At 42.4% G+C, this 18,913-nt stretch carries 22 protein-coding genes; 15 read left to right on the top strand and 7 right to left on the bottom strand.

All coding sequences use genetic code 11. The features are described 5' to 3' along the window. Window positions 1-95 precede the first annotated feature (95 nt). A complete protein-coding gene (locus ACYZZR_RS09700; protein ID WP_461533804.1) occupies window positions 96-1,157 on the top strand; it encodes an NAD(P)/FAD-dependent oxidoreductase in 1,062 nt (353 codons plus the stop codon). A gap of 30 nt (window positions 1,158-1,187) precedes the next feature. Here ACYZZR_RS09700 and ACYZZR_RS09695 read toward each other — a convergent pair whose 3' ends face one another. Further along, window positions 1,188-1,610, bottom strand: coding sequence for a DUF983 domain-containing protein (locus ACYZZR_RS09695; RefSeq protein ID WP_461533803.1), 423 nt, complete (start codon window positions 1,608-1,610; stop codon window positions 1,188-1,190). A gap of 357 nt (window positions 1,611-1,967) precedes the next feature. Here ACYZZR_RS09695 and ACYZZR_RS09690 point away from each other — a divergent pair, with 357 nt between their 5' ends. The 9 genes from ACYZZR_RS09690 (at window position 1,968) to ACYZZR_RS09650 (ending at window position 9,297) form a co-directional block, all read left to right on the top strand. Continuing rightward, window positions 1,968-3,881 (top strand): ABC-F family ATP-binding cassette domain-containing protein, encoded by a 1,914-nt coding sequence (locus tag ACYZZR_RS09690; protein ID WP_461533802.1) that lies wholly within the window; start codon window positions 1,968-1,970, stop codon window positions 3,879-3,881. Between the two features lie 81 nt (window positions 3,882-3,962). Then, the gene (gene cyoE, locus ACYZZR_RS09685; protein WP_461533801.1) at window positions 3,963-4,865 is read left to right on the top strand and encodes a heme o synthase; all 903 of its coding nucleotides are present in this window, start codon (window positions 3,963-3,965) and stop codon (window positions 4,863-4,865) included. A 50-nt stretch (window positions 4,866-4,915) separates the two neighbouring features. Beyond that, window positions 4,916-5,497, top strand: coding sequence for a cytochrome c oxidase subunit 3 (locus tag ACYZZR_RS09680; RefSeq protein WP_461533800.1), 582 nt, complete (start codon window positions 4,916-4,918; stop codon window positions 5,495-5,497). Between the two features lie 52 nt (window positions 5,498-5,549). Next, on the top strand, window positions 5,550-6,524 hold the full coding sequence (locus ACYZZR_RS09675) for a cytochrome c oxidase subunit 3 (protein WP_461533799.1): 975 nt from the start codon (window positions 5,550-5,552) through the stop codon (window positions 6,522-6,524). 50 nt (window positions 6,525-6,574) lie between these two features. After that, window positions 6,575-6,922, top strand: a complete 348-nt coding sequence (locus ACYZZR_RS09670; RefSeq protein WP_461533798.1) for a cytochrome C oxidase subunit IV family protein — start codon at window positions 6,575-6,577, stop codon at window positions 6,920-6,922. Window positions 6,923-7,084: 162 nt separating this feature from the next. Next, window positions 7,085-7,762 carry a hypothetical protein gene (locus ACYZZR_RS09665; protein WP_461533797.1) on the top strand — a complete coding sequence of 226 codons (678 nt, stop codon included), beginning with the start codon at window positions 7,085-7,087 and terminating at the stop codon, window positions 7,760-7,762. Window positions 7,763-7,789: 27 nt separating this feature from the next. After that, window positions 7,790-8,488, top strand: a complete 699-nt coding sequence (locus ACYZZR_RS09660; protein ID WP_461533796.1) for an SCO family protein — start codon at window positions 7,790-7,792, stop codon at window positions 8,486-8,488. A gap of 17 nt (window positions 8,489-8,505) precedes the next feature. Next, the gene (locus ACYZZR_RS09655) at window positions 8,506-9,021 is read left to right on the top strand and encodes a DUF420 domain-containing protein (protein ID WP_461533795.1); all 516 of its coding nucleotides are present in this window, start codon (window positions 8,506-8,508) and stop codon (window positions 9,019-9,021) included. 51 nt (window positions 9,022-9,072) lie between these two features. Next, on the top strand, window positions 9,073-9,297 hold the full coding sequence (locus ACYZZR_RS09650; RefSeq protein ID WP_461533794.1) for a hypothetical protein: 225 nt from the start codon (window positions 9,073-9,075) through the stop codon (window positions 9,295-9,297). A gap of 48 nt (window positions 9,298-9,345) precedes the next feature. Here the strand turns inward: ACYZZR_RS09650 and ACYZZR_RS09645 are convergent, their stop codons facing one another. Beyond that, a complete protein-coding gene (locus ACYZZR_RS09645; RefSeq protein WP_461533793.1) occupies window positions 9,346-9,756 on the bottom strand; it encodes a BrxA/BrxB family bacilliredoxin in 411 nt (136 codons plus the stop codon). 175 nt (window positions 9,757-9,931) lie between these two features. Here ACYZZR_RS09645 and ACYZZR_RS09640 point away from each other — a divergent pair, with 175 nt between their 5' ends. Both ACYZZR_RS09640 and ACYZZR_RS09635 read left to right on the top strand, forming a co-directional pair. Beyond that, on the top strand, window positions 9,932-10,366 hold the full coding sequence (locus ACYZZR_RS09640; protein ID WP_461533822.1) for a deoxycytidylate deaminase: 435 nt from the start codon (window positions 9,932-9,934) through the stop codon (window positions 10,364-10,366). Further along, complete coding sequence (locus tag ACYZZR_RS09635; RefSeq protein WP_461533792.1) at window positions 10,363-12,000, top strand: S41 family peptidase; 1,638 nt, start codon at window positions 10,363-10,365, stop codon at window positions 11,998-12,000. The genes ACYZZR_RS09640 and ACYZZR_RS09635 overlap by 4 nt, the downstream gene beginning before the upstream one ends. Window positions 12,001-12,024: 24 nt before the next feature. Here ACYZZR_RS09635 and ACYZZR_RS09630 read toward each other — a convergent pair whose 3' ends face one another. Together ACYZZR_RS09630 and ACYZZR_RS09625 are read right to left on the bottom strand one after the other, a co-directional pair. After that, entirely contained in the window at window positions 12,025-12,228 is a 204-nt protein-coding gene (locus ACYZZR_RS09630) for a hypothetical protein (protein WP_461533791.1), read from the bottom strand. Window positions 12,229-12,416: 188 nt separating this feature from the next. Then, window positions 12,417-12,989 carry a MarC family protein gene (locus tag ACYZZR_RS09625; RefSeq protein WP_461533790.1) on the bottom strand — a complete coding sequence of 191 codons (573 nt, stop codon included), beginning with the start codon at window positions 12,987-12,989 and terminating at the stop codon, window positions 12,417-12,419. Between the two features lie 137 nt (window positions 12,990-13,126). Here ACYZZR_RS09625 and ACYZZR_RS09620 point away from each other — a divergent pair, with 137 nt between their 5' ends. Beyond that, a complete protein-coding gene (locus ACYZZR_RS09620; RefSeq protein WP_461533789.1) occupies window positions 13,127-13,699 on the top strand; it encodes a DUF3109 family protein in 573 nt (190 codons plus the stop codon). Between the two features lie 96 nt (window positions 13,700-13,795). Then, window positions 13,796-15,139, top strand: coding sequence for a dGTP triphosphohydrolase (gene dgt / locus ACYZZR_RS09615; protein ID WP_461533821.1), 1,344 nt, complete (start codon window positions 13,796-13,798; stop codon window positions 15,137-15,139). Between the two features lie 42 nt (window positions 15,140-15,181). On the opposite strand, the gene ACYZZR_RS09610 is transcribed toward dgt, so the two are convergent. Both ACYZZR_RS09610 and dxs read right to left on the bottom strand, forming a co-directional pair. Beyond that, window positions 15,182-16,228, bottom strand: a complete 1,047-nt coding sequence (locus tag ACYZZR_RS09610) for a DUF3078 domain-containing protein (protein WP_461533788.1) — start codon at window positions 16,226-16,228, stop codon at window positions 15,182-15,184. Between the two features lie 135 nt (window positions 16,229-16,363). Next, window positions 16,364-18,145 (bottom strand): 1-deoxy-D-xylulose-5-phosphate synthase, encoded by a 1,782-nt coding sequence (dxs, locus tag ACYZZR_RS09605; RefSeq protein WP_461533787.1) that lies wholly within the window; start codon window positions 18,143-18,145, stop codon window positions 16,364-16,366. Window positions 18,146-18,186: 41 nt separating this feature from the next. Between dxs and ACYZZR_RS09600 the strand changes: the two genes are divergently transcribed. Next, the gene (locus ACYZZR_RS09600; RefSeq protein ID WP_461533786.1) at window positions 18,187-18,636 is read left to right on the top strand and encodes a nucleoside deaminase; all 450 of its coding nucleotides are present in this window, start codon (window positions 18,187-18,189) and stop codon (window positions 18,634-18,636) included. A gap of 72 nt (window positions 18,637-18,708) precedes the next feature. Here ACYZZR_RS09600 and ACYZZR_RS09595 read toward each other — a convergent pair whose 3' ends face one another. Next, the gene (locus ACYZZR_RS09595) at window positions 18,709-18,903 is read right to left on the bottom strand and encodes a cold-shock protein (RefSeq protein ID WP_112370921.1); all 195 of its coding nucleotides are present in this window, start codon (window positions 18,901-18,903) and stop codon (window positions 18,709-18,711) included. Window positions 18,904-18,913: the final 10 nt, after the last annotated feature.

Below are 18,913 nucleotides of genomic sequence, written 5' to 3'. Positions count from 1 at the left end.
GCATCTCGTGTGAGTGAGCTAGCACAACAGCCGAAATAGATATATGATATTACAAGAACGCCTGCAAAGCTACAGGTGTTTTTTATTTTTGTACTATGACTACAGACTATATTGTGGTAGGTCTGGGGCTTGCCGGACTGGCCTTTTGCGAACAGTTGAGAACACACGACAAGTCGTTTGTAGTTTTTGACGGAAGCTTGCAGCAATCTTCTCAAGTAGCTGGTGGTGTGTACAATCCCGTTGTGCTAAAGCGATTTACAGCTGCCTGGAAATCGGAGGAGCAATTGCGAGAGGCTATGCCTTTTTATCTCGGATTGGAAAAATACCTGTCGGAACAGCTGGTGTATCCTATACCGGTGTACCGCAGATTTACCTCCGTGGAAGAGCAGAATATGTGGTTTGAAGCCGCAGACAAACCTGAACTGTCTCCCTTTCTCTCAGACGAATTAGATCACCACCCCATATCAGGTATCGATGCCCCTTATGGCTTTGGGGTTGTAAAACACAGTGGCAGGATAGCCGTAAAGAAAATGATTGAGGCTTATCGAGCTACACTCAACGAGGAGCAGTTGAGAAAAGAGGATTTCGAATATCAGGCATTGTCGTTTACAGATCAAGAGGTTACTTACAAGGGAATTCGAGCCAAACATATAGTGTTTGCAGAAGGATATGGGATGGTGGATAATCCACTGTTTAATTATTTGCCGCTAAAAGGAGCCAAGGGAGAACTTCTCACTATCAAGGCGCCGGCTCTCGATTTGAAAAATATTCTGAAATCGTCGGTATTTCTCATTCCAATAGGTTCGGGTCACTACGTGGTGGGGGCTACCTACGACTGGACCGACAAAACCAATGCGGTGACCGAGGCGGGGAGGAAAGAGCTTGTGGAAAAACTGGACAAAATAATACACTGCGACTACGAAATTGTACATCAACGAGCCGGAATACGACCTACAGTGGCCGACCGAAGGCCTTTGGTGGGAAGGCACCCCCTGCAGCACAATGCCTATATACTAAACGGATTGGGCACCAGAGGAACTTTGACCGCGCCCTTTACAGCGCAGCAGCTTTATGCGTTTATCGAAGACAGGATAGCCTTAGATGCTGCAATAGACATCGACCGTTTTAGGAAGAGATACGCGCGATATTCCGGGTAGAACAGGAGATTGACGTTGTGAAAGGATGTTTTAAATATGCTGTTTTTCTTCTGTTTCAGTGTTTTTTTTGTGATTTTCAACGGCATTGGGGTCGTAGTGGACAAAAAAGTTGATCCAGATATTTCTCGAGACTCTCATAATTACTGGCATAAAGACGACAAGAGTAGCCATAATGGCTATAAATGCCGTTTTTAAGCCGGAGCCAAAGAAAAAGAAGGAAATGATAAAGGCCGCTACTGCAAAAGCCGTACCCACACCGTAGCTGACATACATGGCTCCGTAAAAGAAAGAAGGTTCTATCCTGTAGCGAAGACCACAGTGAGAACATTGTTCGTCGACCTTTAATGTCTTGGCAGGGTGATACAGATTTTTGTAAGTGTACATACTCTCTTCCTGGCATCTCGGACAGGTGCCGGTAAAAATACTGTATAGACGGCTTCCCTTTTTAAACATGGTAAAAATATTTGAAAAAACAAGTCGCAAAGTTATTAAATATTGTCATTTATTTTTTGTAAAAACCACTTAAATATATTTGAAGACACTATCCCTTGGGCAACTACCATTACAAACAATCCCCTTTTGGGAATGGTCTGTGTGTACTTGTCGGGAGATTCATTACTCCGCTAGGGCTCCGTTCTGAATGACATCTCCCCATCTCCCCATCTCCGCGTCTCCCTATCTCCACCTCTCCCAATCTCTCCATCTCATTTTCTTAAGGCCGAAAAAATGTGTTTATTTGCATCGGATTTTCGAGCTGTGTCAATAGGATAGGAGTTCTTCACAGTCTGTGATTTAAGAAACGTTATAACAATGCTTAATATACATAATTTATCAGTATCCTTTTCCGGGGAGTTTTTGTTTGAAGAAGTATCTTTTCGTCTCAATTCAGGAGATAGGGTAGGGCTTATAGGAAAGAACGGAGCGGGAAAGTCGACTATGTTGAAACTGCTTTCTGGGGAAATGAAACCAGATACGGGAGTACTCGCATCAGATAAGGATGTGCGTATTGGTTTTCTAAAACAGGATATTGATTTTGTGCAAGGGAGGACAGTGCTGGAAGAAGCTTATCAGGCTTTTGAAGAGATAAAGTCGCTCGAACTGAAGTTGGACGAAGTGAATCGAAACTTAGCCGAGCGTACCGATTACGAAAGCGAGAGCTATCATCAACTCATGGTAGACTTGAGCGATATGACGAACAGATACGAAATTCTAGGAGGGTATAATTACCAGGGAGATACCGAAAAAGTGCTTCAGGGGCTCGGGTTTAAAAGAAAAGACTTTGACAAACTTACCGATACCTTTTCGGGCGGTTGGAGGATGCGAATAGAATTGGCCAAACTGTTGCTTCAAAACAACGATGTACTGCTGCTCGACGAACCCACCAACCACCTCGATATAGAGTCTATTATCTGGTTGGAACAGTTTCTACAACGCTATCCGGGAGTAGTGGTGATAGTATCACACGACAAGATGTTTCTAGATCATGTAACCAACAGAACCATAGAAATTTCGCTGGGTAAGATATACGATTACAACAAGCCCTATTCGCAGTATCTCGTGCTTCGAGGGGAGATTAGAGAGCAGCAGCTCAACGCCAAAAAAAATCAGGACAAACAAATACAGCAGGCAGAACGCCTCATTGAAAAGTTTAGGGCAAAAGCCACAAAAGCCTCGATGGCGCAGTCGCTGATAAAAAAGCTGGACCGTATGGAGCGGCTGGAGGTAGACGAAGAAGACAACAGTGTGATGAATGTGCGTTTTCCCGTCTCTGTACAACCGGGTAGAGTGGTAGTCGAAGCAAAAGACGTCAGTAAAGACTACGGAGATAAAAAAGTGCTCAGAGGTATCGATCTCATGGTAGAAAGAGGTAGTAAGATCGCTTTTGTGGGGCAAAACGGACAGGGGAAAACAACCCTGGCCAAAATTATTATCGATGAAATATCCTATGGAGGAGAACTCCGATTGGGACACAATGTCCAATTGGGGTATTTTGCGCAGAATCAAGCGGAATATCTTGACGGAGAACAAACAGTACTTAAACTTATGGAGGATGCTGCGAGCGATAACAATCGCAGTAAGGTGAGAGATATGCTCGGAGCTTTTCTGTTTAGGGGGGATGAAGTAGATAAAAAGGTAAAGGTGCTTTCAGGAGGAGAACGCAACCGGCTTGCGCTTTGTAAAATGTTGCTCGATCCTTTCAATGTGCTGGTGATGGACGAACCCACCAACCACCTCGATATCAAATCGAAGAATGTGTTGAAGCAGGCATTGCAAAATTTTGAAGGAACCTTGCTGCTGGTATCACACGACAGGGATTTTCTACAGGGGCTCACCGATAAAGTCTATGAGTTTAAAGACGGGAAAATCAAGGAATACCTAGGAGATATCAATTTCTTTTTGGAACAGCGCAATGTTTCCAATTTTAGGGAGGTAGAAAAAACCGAACCGCAGAAAAGAGAGGTGAAAATTCAGGAAGAAAAGGAGAATAAACTCACCTACGACGAGCAGAAAAAGCAAAAAGCGCTAAAAAATAGACTGAACAAGGTAGAAGGTATGATCGCTACACTCGAAAAAGAGATTGCGAAAGCCGACAGTGCACTTGCGACAGATTACGACCGCGTGTCGTCTGACGAGCAGTTTTTTACCACCTATAAAGCGAAGAAAAAAGAGCTCTCGGAACTGACAACCGAATGGGAAGATTTGGTAGAAGCCCTTGAAGAGTGATGAAGAGGCGCTAAAAATACCCTATTTAAATTCCGAAATTGCAATTTAAACAATATCTTTGCAACCGATTTATACGCGTAGATGAAAACGGCAGTACGAACAACAACAAAAACAGGGGGTTTATCACAGGTTCTGGAAGATTTCAGACAGTTGACCAAGGTAGGGCTGTCTTTGAGTGTGGTATTCTCTTCAGTTGCCGGTTATTTTTTGGGGGCAGCAACCATAGACTACAAGGTGTTGCTGATGTTAATGATAGGAGGGTATTTTACAGTAGGAGCTTCCAACGCTTATAATCAAATTGTAGAACGAGATTTGGACGCCAAGATGCAGCGTACCAAAAACAGACCCATACCCTCGGGGAGAATGTCTGTAAATACCGCCTTTGTTATCGCAACGGTTTGTGCAGTATTGGGTATTGTGATGCTTTACCTTATAAACCCCAAAACAGCCATGTTTGGTGCGATATCCATTTTTTTATATACCAGCGTTTATACACCCTTGAAAACCAAGACACCGCTTTCGGTGTTTGTCGGGGCCTTTCCAGGAGCGATTCCCTTTATGTTGGGTTGGGTAGCCGCAAGTGGAAGTTTTGGCATAGAGCCAGGAACCTTGTTTATGGTGCAGTTTTTTTGGCAATTTCCGCACTTCTGGGCTATTGGCTGGTTGCTGTATGACGATTACAAAAAGGCGGGATACTGTATGTTGCCCACCGGAAAGAAAGACAGGGCTACAGCGGTACAGGTTATTATGTATGTGATTTGGATGATAATTGTTTCCGTTGCTCCGGTTACAGGGTTTACCGGTGAGCTCAAGCTGTCTGTGGTTGGAGCTGTAATTGTAGGGGTGCTCGGTCTCGGAATGCTCTATTACGCCCTGAAATTGTATCAGAATAAAGATAATGCTTCAGCGCGTAAGCTGATGCTGGCAAGTGTAACCTATATCACCTTACTGCAGATTGTTTATGTGGTGGATAAGTTTGTATAGAAGTGCAGAGTACTTAAAGCAATGTAGGAGATAGCGATTAAGAATTGATTATGGATTTGACACAGGGAACTTTCCAGGAAAAGAACGACAGGGCAAAAAAAATGATGCTCTGGTTCGGTATGATAAGCATACTTATGACTTTTGGAGGGCTTACCAGTGCCTATGTGGTGAGTAAAAGCAGACCAGATTGGCTACAGGATTTTGAATTGCCAACAGCCTTCTTTGTCAGTACAGCTTTTATCCTGTCCAGCAGTGTTACTTTTCACCTTGCTAAAAATAAAATTCAAACAGGACGTAGACAAGTAGGTAGCGTATTACTGCTCATTACCCTACTGCTTGCTACACTGTTTGTCGTATCCCAATTTTACGGATTTTCACAGGTTATTGAAGATGGGTATTACTTTACCGGAGCTCAGAGTTCGGTAACCACTTCGTTTCTGTATGCGATTACTGTAGCCCACATGGCTCACGTGATAGCTGGAATTCTAGTACTGTTGGTGGTAATTTATAATCATTTTAAAGAGAAGTATTACCCCGGTCAAACCCTTGGTTTAGAAATGGCTGTAACGTTCTGGCATTTCCTCGATTTGCTGTGGGTGTACCTCATTTTATTTTTCTATTTCTTTAGATAAGAAAAAAACGTAAATTTGGGCAGTTTTTTTTAAAACATATATGTATTAGTTTATGGAAGCTACTGTTACAACAGCTACAGAAGGAAAGGTATGGGGAGGTGGCAATAGACCACTTGGTGCCAGTTATGGAAAAATGATGATCTGGTATTTTATCCTCTCGGATGCCTTGACATTTTCAGGATTCCTCGCGGCTTATGGGCTTACCCGTTTTAAATTTATCGATTCCTGGCCTATTGCAGACGAGGTGTTTAATCACTTTCCATTTCTGCACGGAGTAGATGCTCCTATGTATTATGTGGCTTTGATGACGTTTATCTTGATCTTTTCGTCGGTGACTATGGTGTTGGCTGTAGATGCCGGGCATCAGATGAAAAGGAGTAAAGTGGCTTGGTATATGTTCTTTACCGTAATCGGAGGACTTATATTCCTCGGGTCTCAGGCTTGGGAATGGAAAAATTTTATTCAGGGTTCATACGGAGCGGTCGAGACCAAAGGAGGTCAGATTTTACAGTTTGTGGATGCAGATACAGGGAAAAGACTTGCCCTGAGCGATTTTGCAACGCCAAACACCGAAGCTAAGCAGAGCGTGAATGTCAACGGAATAACAGCTGAAGTGGATCAAGCGGAGCATATTTATGCTGTGAACGACATAGTAGAAGGTTTTAACGCTAACCAAAATGTTCTTATCCGCACCGAGAAACTCAACGAACACGGACATAAAACACTGTTGACAAGAGAGCAATCAGCAGAAAAATTGAAAAGTGCAGTCCATGTAGTAGAAGGAGCCAACCTCATTAGAAATGAGTACGGGAACAAACAATTTGCGGACTTCTTCTTCTTTATTACAGGATTTCACGGATTCCACGTCTTTACAGGGGTAGTGCTCAACATCATTATTTTCTTCAACGTAATTCTAGGAACTTACGAAAAGAGGAAGAGCTATGAAATGGTAGAGAAAGTAGGGTTGTACTGGCACTTTGTTGACCTTGTTTGGGTTTTTGTATTTACCTTTTTCTATCTCGTTTAACCAAAAACATTAACGAACTCTCTTTGGAGTTCAGATAATATCAGTCAAAAATGGCACACGCACACGCATCAAACGTCAAGAGAATATGGACAGTGTTTTTTATACTGTCTGTAGTAACTATAGTTGAAGTTATTCTCGGGATTATAAGACCCGAATGGTCTATGACCATGGTGGTGGGAATGAAGATATTAAACTGGATATTTATCATCCTTACTCTGGTAAAGGCTTATTATATCGCCTGGGCTTTTATGCACCTCGAAGGAGAGAAAGGAAGTTTTCGCTGGTCTATTGTATTGCCGCTGATTATTCTCATCCCCTATCTTATTGCCTTGTTGCTAACAGAAGGACATTACATACACGAGGTGATGAGAGAAGGTTTTATAAGCTGGGATTTTTAGTATATGAAACCGTGTGGTTTTTATATATTTAACAGTATAAGAGAGGCGGTTGTAGACCGTCTTTTTTATTTTTGTTGTGGTACTTTTAAGAGGTGAAATAACCGAAAGTCTATCTTGCATTTTCGAAGTGATTTTGCTGATAAATAGAAACTAATAAGCTAGATGAAAAAATATATAGTACTCAGTGTATTGTTTGTGCTACCCATAGTGGCCTATCTCTTTTTTGCTTCAGGAGTAAACAATTTTGTAAAGCTCCCTGTGCTCACTGAGGAGGTGGGTAATGTGGATACTTTTAGATCGCTGGATGGAGCAGAGGTGTCTTTAGACAGCAGTGTCACAGTACTAGCTTTTTTAGGGAAGCATCCGGAAGCTGTAAAAGGAAGTGTTTTTAATGCCAATCAGAAGATATACAAGAGGTTTTATCAGTTTACTGACTTCCAGTTTGTTGCTGTGCTTCCAGATAGTGAGGAGACAGAAAAAGAGGCCGTAGCACTGAGAGAAGAGTTGTCACCACTTACCGATATGGGGAAGTGGAAATTTGTTTTTGCTGAAGAAAAAGCGGTTGAAGAACTCTTTTACAGCCTTGGAAGTCAAGGAGTACTGGATGTAGATCTAAATACTTCCCGTATTTTTATAATCGATAGAGCCCGTAATCTGAGAGGACGAGACAAAGATGACGATACAGAGAAGCCTCTCTATGGATACGATGCCGCCTCGGTAGCTGAACTCAACAACAAAATGATAGACGATATGAATGTCTTGCTCGCCGAATACCGCCTCGCCTTAAAAAAGAATAAAGGTGTAAGTAGAAGGGATTCGTATCTGAAAAAGCTTAATTAATAAGGTGATGAAATAAAGTTTATAGACATGAAAGGTAAGTATACATATGTATGGGTCTCCATGATTATTCTCATATTTGGGATTATCTTCGTGCCCAAAATTGTAGATCGAATAAAGAACGGGAACATCGTAGACCAGGATAGGCACAATGTGGGTAATAGAGTGTCGGGTGTAGAGAGTGAAGAACTGCTTACCATAGGGCCCGCCCCCGGTTTTAAATTCGTAGACCAACACAAGGACACCATTACAGAAGAAACCTATAAAGGTAAGGTGTATGTGGTAGAATTTTTCTTTACTACCTGCCCAACTATATGCCCGGTGATGAATAGAAATATGGTGAAGATTCAAAACGAATTTAGAAATGAAGAAGATTTTGGAGTGGCTTCCTTTTCGATTAACCCGGAACACGATACCCCTGAAGTGTTGATGGAATACGCTGAAAAGTATGGTGCAAATCACCCCAATTGGCACTTCCTTACCGGCGATGTAGACGATATATACGAACTGGCAAACGGAGGTTTTAACCTCTATGCCGGAATAAATCCTGAAGCCAAAGGAGGCTTCGAGCATTCGGGAATGTTTGCTCTTGTTGACACTAAGGGTAATATAAGGTCGAGAAAGGATAAATTTGGAAATCCCATGGTGTACTACGACGGATTGGAAGATGAAGGAGTCACCATGCTCAAAAAGGATATAGCCACCTTGCTTGAAGAGACAGGTAAATAATTGAGATACTTGTAGATATGGAAGAAAAGAAATACAACAAGTTGATTGCAATCCTCTCTATAGCAATTCCGTTAGTAGTAGCTGCACTCTTTGGGATTAAAATTCCAAATGTAGAACCTCTGAGTTTTCTACCTCCAATTTATGCCACGGTAAATGGTCTGACCGCTGTGTTGCTGATTTTGGCCGTATGGGCGGTTAAGAACGGAAAAGCCAAGCTACATGAAAAATTGATGAAAACCTGTATAGGGCTTTCTACAGCTTTTTTGGTGATGTACGTGGCATATCACATGACATCAGACTCTACACCATTTGGAGGAGAAGGCTGGATAAGATATGTGTATTACTTTGTGTTAATTACCCATATTCTCCTGTCTATTGTAATCATTCCACTGGTTTTGGTAACCTTTGTAAGGGCTCTTTCAAAGCGCTTTGACAAGCACAAGAAAATAGCTAGAATTACATTTCCTATATGGCTGTATGTAGCCATTACAGGAGTAGTGGTGTATTTGATGATTTCTCCTTATTATATGTAACTTTGTACGAAGTGCTATTGTTTTTGGCAGATGATTCAAAAAATAAATGATATGAATATCAGGTCTTGTGTTTTACTCACTGTTTTACTTTTAGCTTTTTTACCTGCAGAGGCACAATGCGCCATGTGTCGTGCAGTACTCGAAAGTGGTGGTGGGCAAGAAGCTGCCAAGGGAATTAACAACGGCATCGTTTACCTCATGGCTATACCTTATCTGCTTATGGCCGGACTGGCCTATGTGGTATACCGAAAATTTAGAAACAAAAAAGCCGTCTGAATTCCTCCAAACGGCTTTTGCTCCTAAAGCTAAAATCTTTCTGGATTTTTAGCAAAATTCGTTGTATGCTTCGATGAGGTTGTCTGCAATCATCTCGGCAGGACGACCTTCAATATGGTGCCGCTCTAGCATGTGCACCAGCTCTCCGTCTTTAAACAAAGCCATACTAGGCGATGAAGGAGGGAAAGGAACCATATGGTTTCTGGCACGGTCTGTAGCTTCGCGATCCACACCGGCAAAAACGGTAACGATATGATCTGGTTTTTTCTGATTGTTCAACGACATTTTAGCTCCTGGCCTCGCGTTGGCAGCGGCACATCCGCAAACCGAATTTACCACAACAAGTGTAGTTCCCGGTTTAGCTAAAGCAGCATCAACTTCGTCGGCAGTATACAATTCTTGAAACCCGACACTGGTCAGGTCTTCTTTCATGGGTTTTACTAGTTCTTCCGGATACATAATTCAATTTTTTAAAAATCACTACAAAAATACGAATAATTTCGAGTTGATTGTTTACGGGTTGATTGTTTGTGATTTGTAAACTCCAAACCCTAAACTCCACCTCTCCAAACCCTAATTTCTGCCAAATAAATCGTAAGTTTGGACTGTTATAACGCTCTTGGTGTATATACTTATGAATGCAGAAAAACAAGAAAAATACGACCGTGCTTATCTGCGAATGGCTAGAGAATGGGGTAGGCTTTCTTATTGTAAAAGAAGGCAGGTAGGAGCCATTATTGTAAAAGATAGGATGATAATTTCCGATGGCTATAACGGTACTCCAACGGGGTTTGAAAATCTTTGTGAAGACGATGAAGGTTATACCAAGTGGTATGTGCTTCACGCGGAGGCCAACGCCATACTCAAAGTAGCGTCTTCTACACAATCGTGCAATGGAGCTACCCTTTATATCACCTTATCGCCCTGTAAGGAATGCAGCAAATTGGTGCATCAAGCAGGGATAAAGAGGGTGGTGTATCAGGAAAAGTATAAAGATGATTCCGGATTACAATTTTTGTCCAAAGCGGGCGTTGAATTAAAACATATTCCCGTCCTAGAAGAAACATGAGAAACGATACGAAAATATGGCTTCCCCTACTTGTAGCTGTCGCTATGGCTATCGGTATACTTATTGGAGGAATGGTCAATTTCGACAGCAAACCTCACCGCTTCTTTTCCGATAATTCTAAAAAACGAAAACTCAACAGGCTTGTCGATTATATCGACTACGAATACGTTGACCAGGTAGATACGGACAGTATTGTAGATGTCACCGTAAATTCTATCCTTGAAAAGCTCGACCCTCATTCTGTATACATTCCCAAGGAAAATCGAGAGGAAGTAAACGAAAATATGCAGGGTGACTTTGTTGGAATAGGAGTGAGTTTTTATATGTATAAAGATACCTTATCGGTAATACGTCCTATTGAGTACGGACCAGGACTCAAAGCTGGTATAAAATCGGGTGATCGGATATTGTATGCCAATGGTGACACCCTCTTCGGAAAACACAGAAGTTCGAAGGAGCTCCGAGATATACTGAAAGGCAAGAAAGGAGATCCTGTAAGCATAACCCTGTACCGAAAGGAAGAGGATAGCTTGATCTCTTTGGATGTAGTACGCGATGTAGTACCTATAAAAAGTGTGGAAGCTGCTTATATGCTTACCGATAGTCTCGGGTATATCAAGATAAATCGCTTTGCCGAGTCTACTTACAACGAATTCAAAACAGCGCTGACATCATTGAAATCTGTGGGGGCTACAGAACTTGTACTCGACCTGAGAGGTAATCCCGGAGGCTATATGAAAATGGCCGAAGACATCGCCGACGAATTTCTCGAAGATGGAAAACTCATACTGTTTACAAAGAACAAAAAAGGGGAAAAACAAGAAGTCTACGCCACTTCTCGTGGAGATTTTGAAGACGGAAAGGTGTTTGTGTTGATCGATGAAAAATCGGCCTCTGCCAGTGAAATCGTGGCAGGAGCGCTACAAGACAACGACAAAGGGGTGATTGTAGGTCGCCGATCGTTTGGCAAGGGGCTGGTACAGCGCGAAATGGAGTTGGGAGACGGCTCTTCGGTAAGGCTTACTGTTTCTAGGTATTATACTCCTACAGGAAGGTCTATACAGCGCTCGTATGAAAATGGAATAGACGATTACTACCATCAGTTTTACGAGCGGTATTACAATGGCGAACTGATTACGGCCGACAGTATTCACGTGGAAGACTCTTTGAAGTTTACCACTCCAAAGGGAAAAATAGTATACGGAGGAGGGGGAATAGTTCCCGATGTGTTTATTCCTCTCGGTGGGAATCTAGAGGAAGAAGCCTTAAATTATATATTGCAAACAGGCTTCCTTTCGTATTTTGTGTTTGAATATCTCGATAGTGACAGAAGTCTGTACAGTAAATATACCGAAGAAGAATTTGAGCGGGAAGTGCAGGTAGACGACAGTCTTATCGCCAAATTTGTGGATTACGGTCGCCGTAATCGAGCCTTGATAGGGGTGGATTTTTCCCGGATTAATTTTTCCAATTACAGAGACAATCTCAAGAAGTATATCAAAGCTACCATAGCCGAACAATTGTACGGCAGCAATGCTTATATCAGGATACTGAATACAGACGACGAGGCAGTGACAAAGGTGATAGCACTTAGTCTCAATCCGGAAACAGAGACAGAACACATACCCGAGTAATAGTAAGTGCAGCTACCGCTGAGCTTACTTTTTGTCGTTTACTTTGTCTTGAACTTTTTTTGCAAGGTTAAAGATCACCAATAGCAAAATAGCACAGAGCGCTGCGACTATCCCTATCAGGGCTACGATGCTGTCTCCTTCTAGCGGGGATCCGAAGTCGATAAGGGTGACGTTGTATACGATAAGCCCTAAGGCAATCAGTATAAGTGTCAGGATAAAATACTTCATGAGATATCTATTTTGTAGCACTGCAAAGTTACAAAGAATTCACTAACTCCCGATTGTTCTTCACAAACGTTCTTCGAATTTCCATTCATCCATTTACACTCTCTATATCACAGTACTCCCTATTTTCCAGTGTCACCACATCTCCAAGTCTCCCTTTTGCGAATTCACCTCGTCACCAATTCTATTCGTCAAAATAAATTAGAGGCGTTATTGGCAAACAGTTTTATAGATATGGCCAACAGTATCACTCCAAATATCTTTTGAATGACGGTGAACCCGGCTTTCCCGAGGAAATGTTCTATGCGCTTAGATGATTTGAGAACGATGTACACAAAAATAATATTGATGATAATTGCCACAATAATATTTTCTACACGGTATTCTGCTCTGAGCGACAGTATGGAAGTCATGGTTCCCGCTCCGGCTATAAGAGGGAATGCCAGGGGTACTACCGAGGCGGTCTCAGGAGCCTCGTCTTTGTACAGAGATATCCCTAAAATCATTTCAATAGCCAAGAAAAAGAGGATAAAAGAACCAGCTACGGCAAAAGAATAAATGTCAATACCAATCAGACTGAGGATTTGTTCTCCTACAAAAAGGAAGGCAATCATAATAATACCGGACACTATCGAAGTTTTTTCAGATTGTATGTGCCCCACTTTTTCTCGTAGTCTTATGATGATAGGGATGCTGCCAATGATGTCGATAATAGCAAACAATATCATGGTGGCAGTCGCTATTTCCTTTAAGTTAAAGTGCATATTTTTAGCGAGTTAAAATGATGACAAAAGTAAACATATCCGTCGGATTACGACCTTTTAGGATGAGATTTTTTTAGAATGGGAATGAATAGCGACTATCCGATATAGACAACCTGAAATAATAGTATCTTTGCTCTATGTTTCAGTTAGGGAAAACCATAGTATCGGAAGATATACTGGAGGAAGATTTTGTGTGTAATCTTTCAGCCTGTAAAGGAGCTTGCTGTGTAGACGGAGATGCCGGGGCTCCTCTTGATAAAGAGGAAACCACTGTACTCGACCAGATATATCCCGAGGTAAAGCCTTACCTCAGAAAAGAGGGCGTAGCGGCCATAGAAGCTCAAGGCACTCATATACTCGGAGAAGATGGAGAGTGGGAAACCCCTCTTGTAAATGGCAGCGAATGTGCCTATGTTATCTTCGACGCCAAAGGCACGGCGCTATGCGGTATAGAACAGGCGTACAACGAGAAGAAAATATCTTGGAAAAAACCGGTTTCCTGTCATCTTTATCCTATTAGAGTAAAGGAGTATTCACAATTTTCTGCAGTGAATTATCACAAGTGGTATATATGCGATGATGCCTGTACACTTGGAAAGGAACTGAACGTACCGGTGTACAAGTTTGTGCGGGAAGCACTGATCCGAAAGTTTGGTGCAGAATGGTATGAAGAGCTGGAAGAAGTGGCTCGAAACATCAAAGAATCCTGATCGTTTTTTGTATCTTTAAACATCATTTGTCTCTGCCAGAAACAAGGCATTTTCGATAGTCTTAAACGACTGAAAAATAATACAAGAAATACTATGATGCAGTGGGAAAACCTCCTGTCGCTCAAACGATATGGAGATACCAATAAAAGGCTGAGAAAGGAAGAAAAGGAAACTCGGGTGGGGTTTGAGGTCGATTACGATCGAATTATTTTTTCCTCCTCATTCCGCAGTTTGCAAGACAAGACACAGGTTATCCCCCTTTCGAAGACCGACTTTGTTCATACCAGGCTTACACACAGCATGGAAGTCTCTGTTGTAGGGCGTAGTCTGGGGCGGATAGTGGGGAAGAAACTCTTGGAAAAACATCCTTACTTACAACAAATTCACGGATATCAACTCAGTGATTTCGGCGCTATAGTCGCTGCAGCAGCACTGGCGCACGATATAGGAAACCCACCCTTTGGGCACAGTGGAGAAAAGGCGATTGGCTCTTTTTTTAAATTTGGAGAGGGTGCAGCGTATCAAAACTTGTTGGCCGCTAAGGAATATCGAGACCTTACCGATTTTGAAGGGAATGCCAATGGGTTTAAGATATTGACAGAAAACCGTGAAGGAATTAGTGGGGGACTTCGTTTGAGTTACGCCACTTTGGGGGCTTTTACCAAGTATCCGAAAGAGTCTCTACCGCACAGACCCAGCAAGCATATAGCCGACAAGAAATTCGGGTTTTTTCAGTCGGAAAGAGCCTCTTTTGCCGAAGTGGCGGAGGAGTTGGGCCTGTTGTCTAGGAGTGAAACTGATATTTCCTATGTGCGACATCCGTTGGCTTTTCTCGTTGAAGCCGCCGACGATATTTGTTACACCATTATCGATTTTGAAGACGGCATAAACCGAGGACTAATCGATGAGGTATACGCATTGGAATATTTGATAAAACTGGTAAAAGACCATATCAATACGGCAAAATACGGTCAGCTGAAAACTACCGAAGATCGCATCAGTTACCTTCGAGCTTTGGCAATTAATACCCTTATCGGTGAATCTGCAAAGGTGTTTATTGCCAATGAAGAAGCTATTTTAAAAGGGGAGTTCGACACTTCTCTCCTCGACAAAAGTCAGTATAAGCCCCAGATAGACGATATTATATCGCTTAGTGTAAAGAAGATATACAAATCGGAAGAGGTAGTCGAAAAAGAGATTGCAGGCTATGCTATTGTAGAGCGTTTACTGGAAGTTTTTTGTGCTGCCGCAATCAGGAAATTCGAAGGGAAAGAAACACATTACGACAGCCTGGTTCTTCAACTCATTCCTGAGAAATACAAACATGGATTTACCTCGCCCTACCGATGTTTGCTAGGGATAAGTTGTTTTGTAGCCAGTCTTACCGACGGTCGTGTAGTTGGGATTTACAACAAGATTAACGGAGGGCAAATCGGTTGATGCCCTCCTGTTGTATCTGTTGATAAAGTTTGTGTTAAACCATCAGAACGCGTAGTTTATCCCTACTCCGAGTATCTGCTTTAACTGCAGCCTGGGGCCATAGGCCAGGGTTTTGTTGTCACTTAACTGCAGCTCTTGAGTCTTTACGTCGTTGTCGTATTTGATATGAGCTCCTACATTAGCTTTTACATATTCGTTGACCACTAGGTTGAAATTGAATTCCCAGTCTATATCTATATTGCCAAAATCATTCAGATAGTCGGTGTACAGCGATACTCTGTTGGTAAATGTCATATTTTTATACACTTCCTTTTCCCAGTTGCTGTTTACGAGTATACCCACTTCGGTACGTACCTGCTTACCAGCTCTAATCATATTGCCAGCTGAGTCGTATATGGCCTTTTCTACTCCAAAAGCTCCGTTGTTGGCCAGATCTTGGTCCAATACATAAGTGGATTTTTGAGTAATGGGAGAGAAATAAGCGGTCAGTTTCTCTTCTGTAGGAGAATATTCGGCACCTACACCGAGAAAGAAATATCCTGGAGCCATAAATTTCGAAATCGGATTATCGCGGTCGGGATATTGATATCCATTGGTAAATTGGGTACTAAAGGTGAGTTTGGCCGAATAGTACCAATCCGATTTGGGATGTGTTCGATAGCCGAAGGTACTGTTAAATTGTATTGCATCGTCCGATTTGCGCAGTTTCTGATTTTCCTGGGCATTGAGTCCGAATTTCAGAATGAGTTCGTTGTTCCAGCTGACGTTGCCTCTTTTGTACCATCTCACAAAGTGAGCTGACGATATTCCGGATATAGCATTATTACCTCCGGCATTCCAATTGGAAAATGCAATTTGGCTCATGATGATTCCCAGTTCGTTTTCCTTCAACCAATAAGAAACAGGATCTGGAAGGGGAGGTACTATGCTTTCGAGTACCTTGATACGAGTTTCGCTGGTGTCGATAGGGAAATATACTGGCAAATTGTGAATGCTGTACGAACTGCTCTCTATTGGGGTGAGTATCTCCTGTGCCCTAGTGGAACAGCTGTACAAAACAATTGTGATTAGGAAAATGGTCTTCTTCATTATTGTAGTTTTTAATACGGTGACGGTGATTGTGGTGCAAGTTATTTTTACATTTTTTAATATTTTTGGTTATATCCTAAACGATAGCGATTGTATTATGTTGTTTTCTGCACGATAAATAAGTATGGATAACGGTCAGAGTAGCAAAGAAATCAATTCTCGTATTTTTTTCGGACTGAGATCTAAAATTTCCTGTAATTCACTCACTTTTCCATGAGCGATAAAGATATCTGGAATGCCCAGACACTTTATTTGAGCCTTGTACCCGTATGCAGTTGCAAACTCTAATACAGCACTGCCAAATCCGCCAGAAACACATCCGTCTTCTACGGTGACTAATGTGTCAAACCTTTTAAAAATATGGTGTAGCAGGGCTTCGTCCAAAGGTTTTACGAACTGCATATCGCAATGAGCGACCTCCAATTGTTCTTTATCTGTAAGACCTTTTATCGCAAGGCTTACATTATGCGCTGTACTGCCTATACTCAGTATTGCGATTCTGCAGCCGTCTTTTAGTAGTTTTCCTCTTCCTATTTCCAGTTTCCGGAAAGGTTTTTTCCAGTCTGGGGTTACTCCTCGTCCCCTCGGGTATCTTATGGCAATTGGAGACGAAAGTCCCAATTGTGCCGTATACATTATGTTTCTCAAGTCGCTTTCATCTGCTGGAGCGTAAACAATGAGGTTGGGAATACACCTCAAGAAAGCGAGGTCGAATACCCCGTGATGGGTTGCCCCGTCTTCTCCTACCAGTCCCGCCCGATCGAGACAAAAAATAACCGGAAGTTTTTGTAGGGCTACATCGTGGATAAGTTGGTCGTAGGCTCTTTGCAAGAAAGTTGAATATATATTGCAAAATGGAATAAGTCCTTGTGTAGCCATCCCCGCAGCCAGTGTAACGGCGTGTTGTTCGGCAATGCCCACATCAAACGCTCGATTGGGAAAAGCATCCATCATAAATCGCAGAGAGCTTCCGGTAGGCATAGCTGGCGTAATCCCGACAATTTTCTCGTTGCTCTCAGCTAGTTCTACCAGAGTATGCCCAAATACATCTTGGTATTTTGGAGGAAGGTAGCCAGGGTTCTCCTTTTTTACAATCTCTCCGGTAATTTTGTCAAATTTTCCGGGGGCGTGGTAGAGTACCTGGTTTTCTTCAGCTTTTCGCAGACCTTTGCCCTTGGTGGTTACGACATGGAGAAAACGGGGGCCCTTGACGTCTTTCAAACGGGTCAATTCGCCGATTATAGCACTGATGTCATGACCGTCAATCGGACCGCTGTAATCAAAATTTAGTGCTTTAATGATGTTGTGTTGTGCCAGTTTTCGCTCTGTTTTTACCCTGGTCAGATATTCTTTGACAGCCCCTACACTGGGATCTATGCCTATGGCATTGTCATTGAGAATAATGAGGATATTACTATCGGTAACCCCCGCATGATTAAGGCCTTCAAAGGCCATACCACTGGCTATGGAGGCATCGCCTATCACCGCAATGTGTTGTTTTTCGATTTCTCCTTTAATCGTCGAGGCCATTGCCATTCCCAGTACGGCAGAGATGGAAGTAGACGAATGTCCGGTGCCAAAATTGTCGTATACGCTTTCATCGCGTTTAGGGAAACCGCTGATACCCCCGAGTTGGCGATTGGTGTGGAACAAATTTTTTCTCCCTGTCAGTATTTTGTGTCCGTATGCCTGATGACCTACATCCCATACGAGCTGGTCGATGGGGGTGTTAAAAACGTAGTGTAGTGCAATGGTGAGTTCTACCACTCCTAGACTGGCTCCGAGGTGCCCTTCCTTTACCGAAACGATATCGATAATAAAATCACGTAGCTCTTTGGCCAGCACCGGCAGTTGTTCAGGCGATAGCTTTCTGAGATCTTCAGGAGTATTTATATGTGATAACAGTTTTTTTGACATGGTGATACAAAAGTACGAGAAGCGTTTGTATTTTTGCGGGTATGACGACTACTTTTGACGATGAATATTTTATGAAAAAGGCACTTCAGGAGGCAGAAGTGGCCAGTGAAAAAGGCGAGGTACCCGTAGGAGCTGTTGTGGTAATAGACGACAGAATTATTGCGAGAGGGCATAATCTCACCGAAACACTTACCGATGTTACTGCCCATGCCGAAATGCAGGCTATTACTGCGGCATCAGATTTTATAGGGGGAAAATACCTGAAGGGATGTACCCTATACGTGACCTTGGAACCTTGTCAGATGTGCGCTGGCGCCTTGTATTGGAGTCAGATATCGCGAGTGGTTTTTGCGGCGGCAGATACAGAGCGTGGCTTTCGCGCGATGGGAGCGTCGCTTCATCCTAAAACAGTACTGAAAGAAGGTGTGATGGCCGCTGAATCGGCCGGTTTGCTTCAACAGTTTTTTAGAGAAAAGAGAAATAAACGGTAATAAAATTTTGCCGTGCATAAAAAAGGTGTCTGCTTTGGCAAACACCTTTAGTCAATCAAAATAAAATATAGATTATCCGATTACCTGCACTTGTGCGGCAACCATCCCTTTTCTTCCTTCTTCTTCTACATATTCTACTTTGTCTCCGTCTTTCAGCTCAACACCTTTTAAACCGGTTACGTGTACAAAGATGTCTCTGCCTGTCTCGTCGTTGGTAATGAATCCGTAACCTTTTGATTCATTGAAAAATTTAACTGTTCCTGTCATTATTAAAATT

Source organism: Sinomicrobium sp. (genome assembly GCA_029266035.1).
Classification (GTDB): Bacteria; Bacteroidota; Bacteroidia; order Flavobacteriales; family Flavobacteriaceae; genus Sinomicrobium.
The sequence above is the reverse complement of the archived record's forward strand: the minus strand, read 5'-3'. Positions and strand labels throughout refer to the sequence as shown.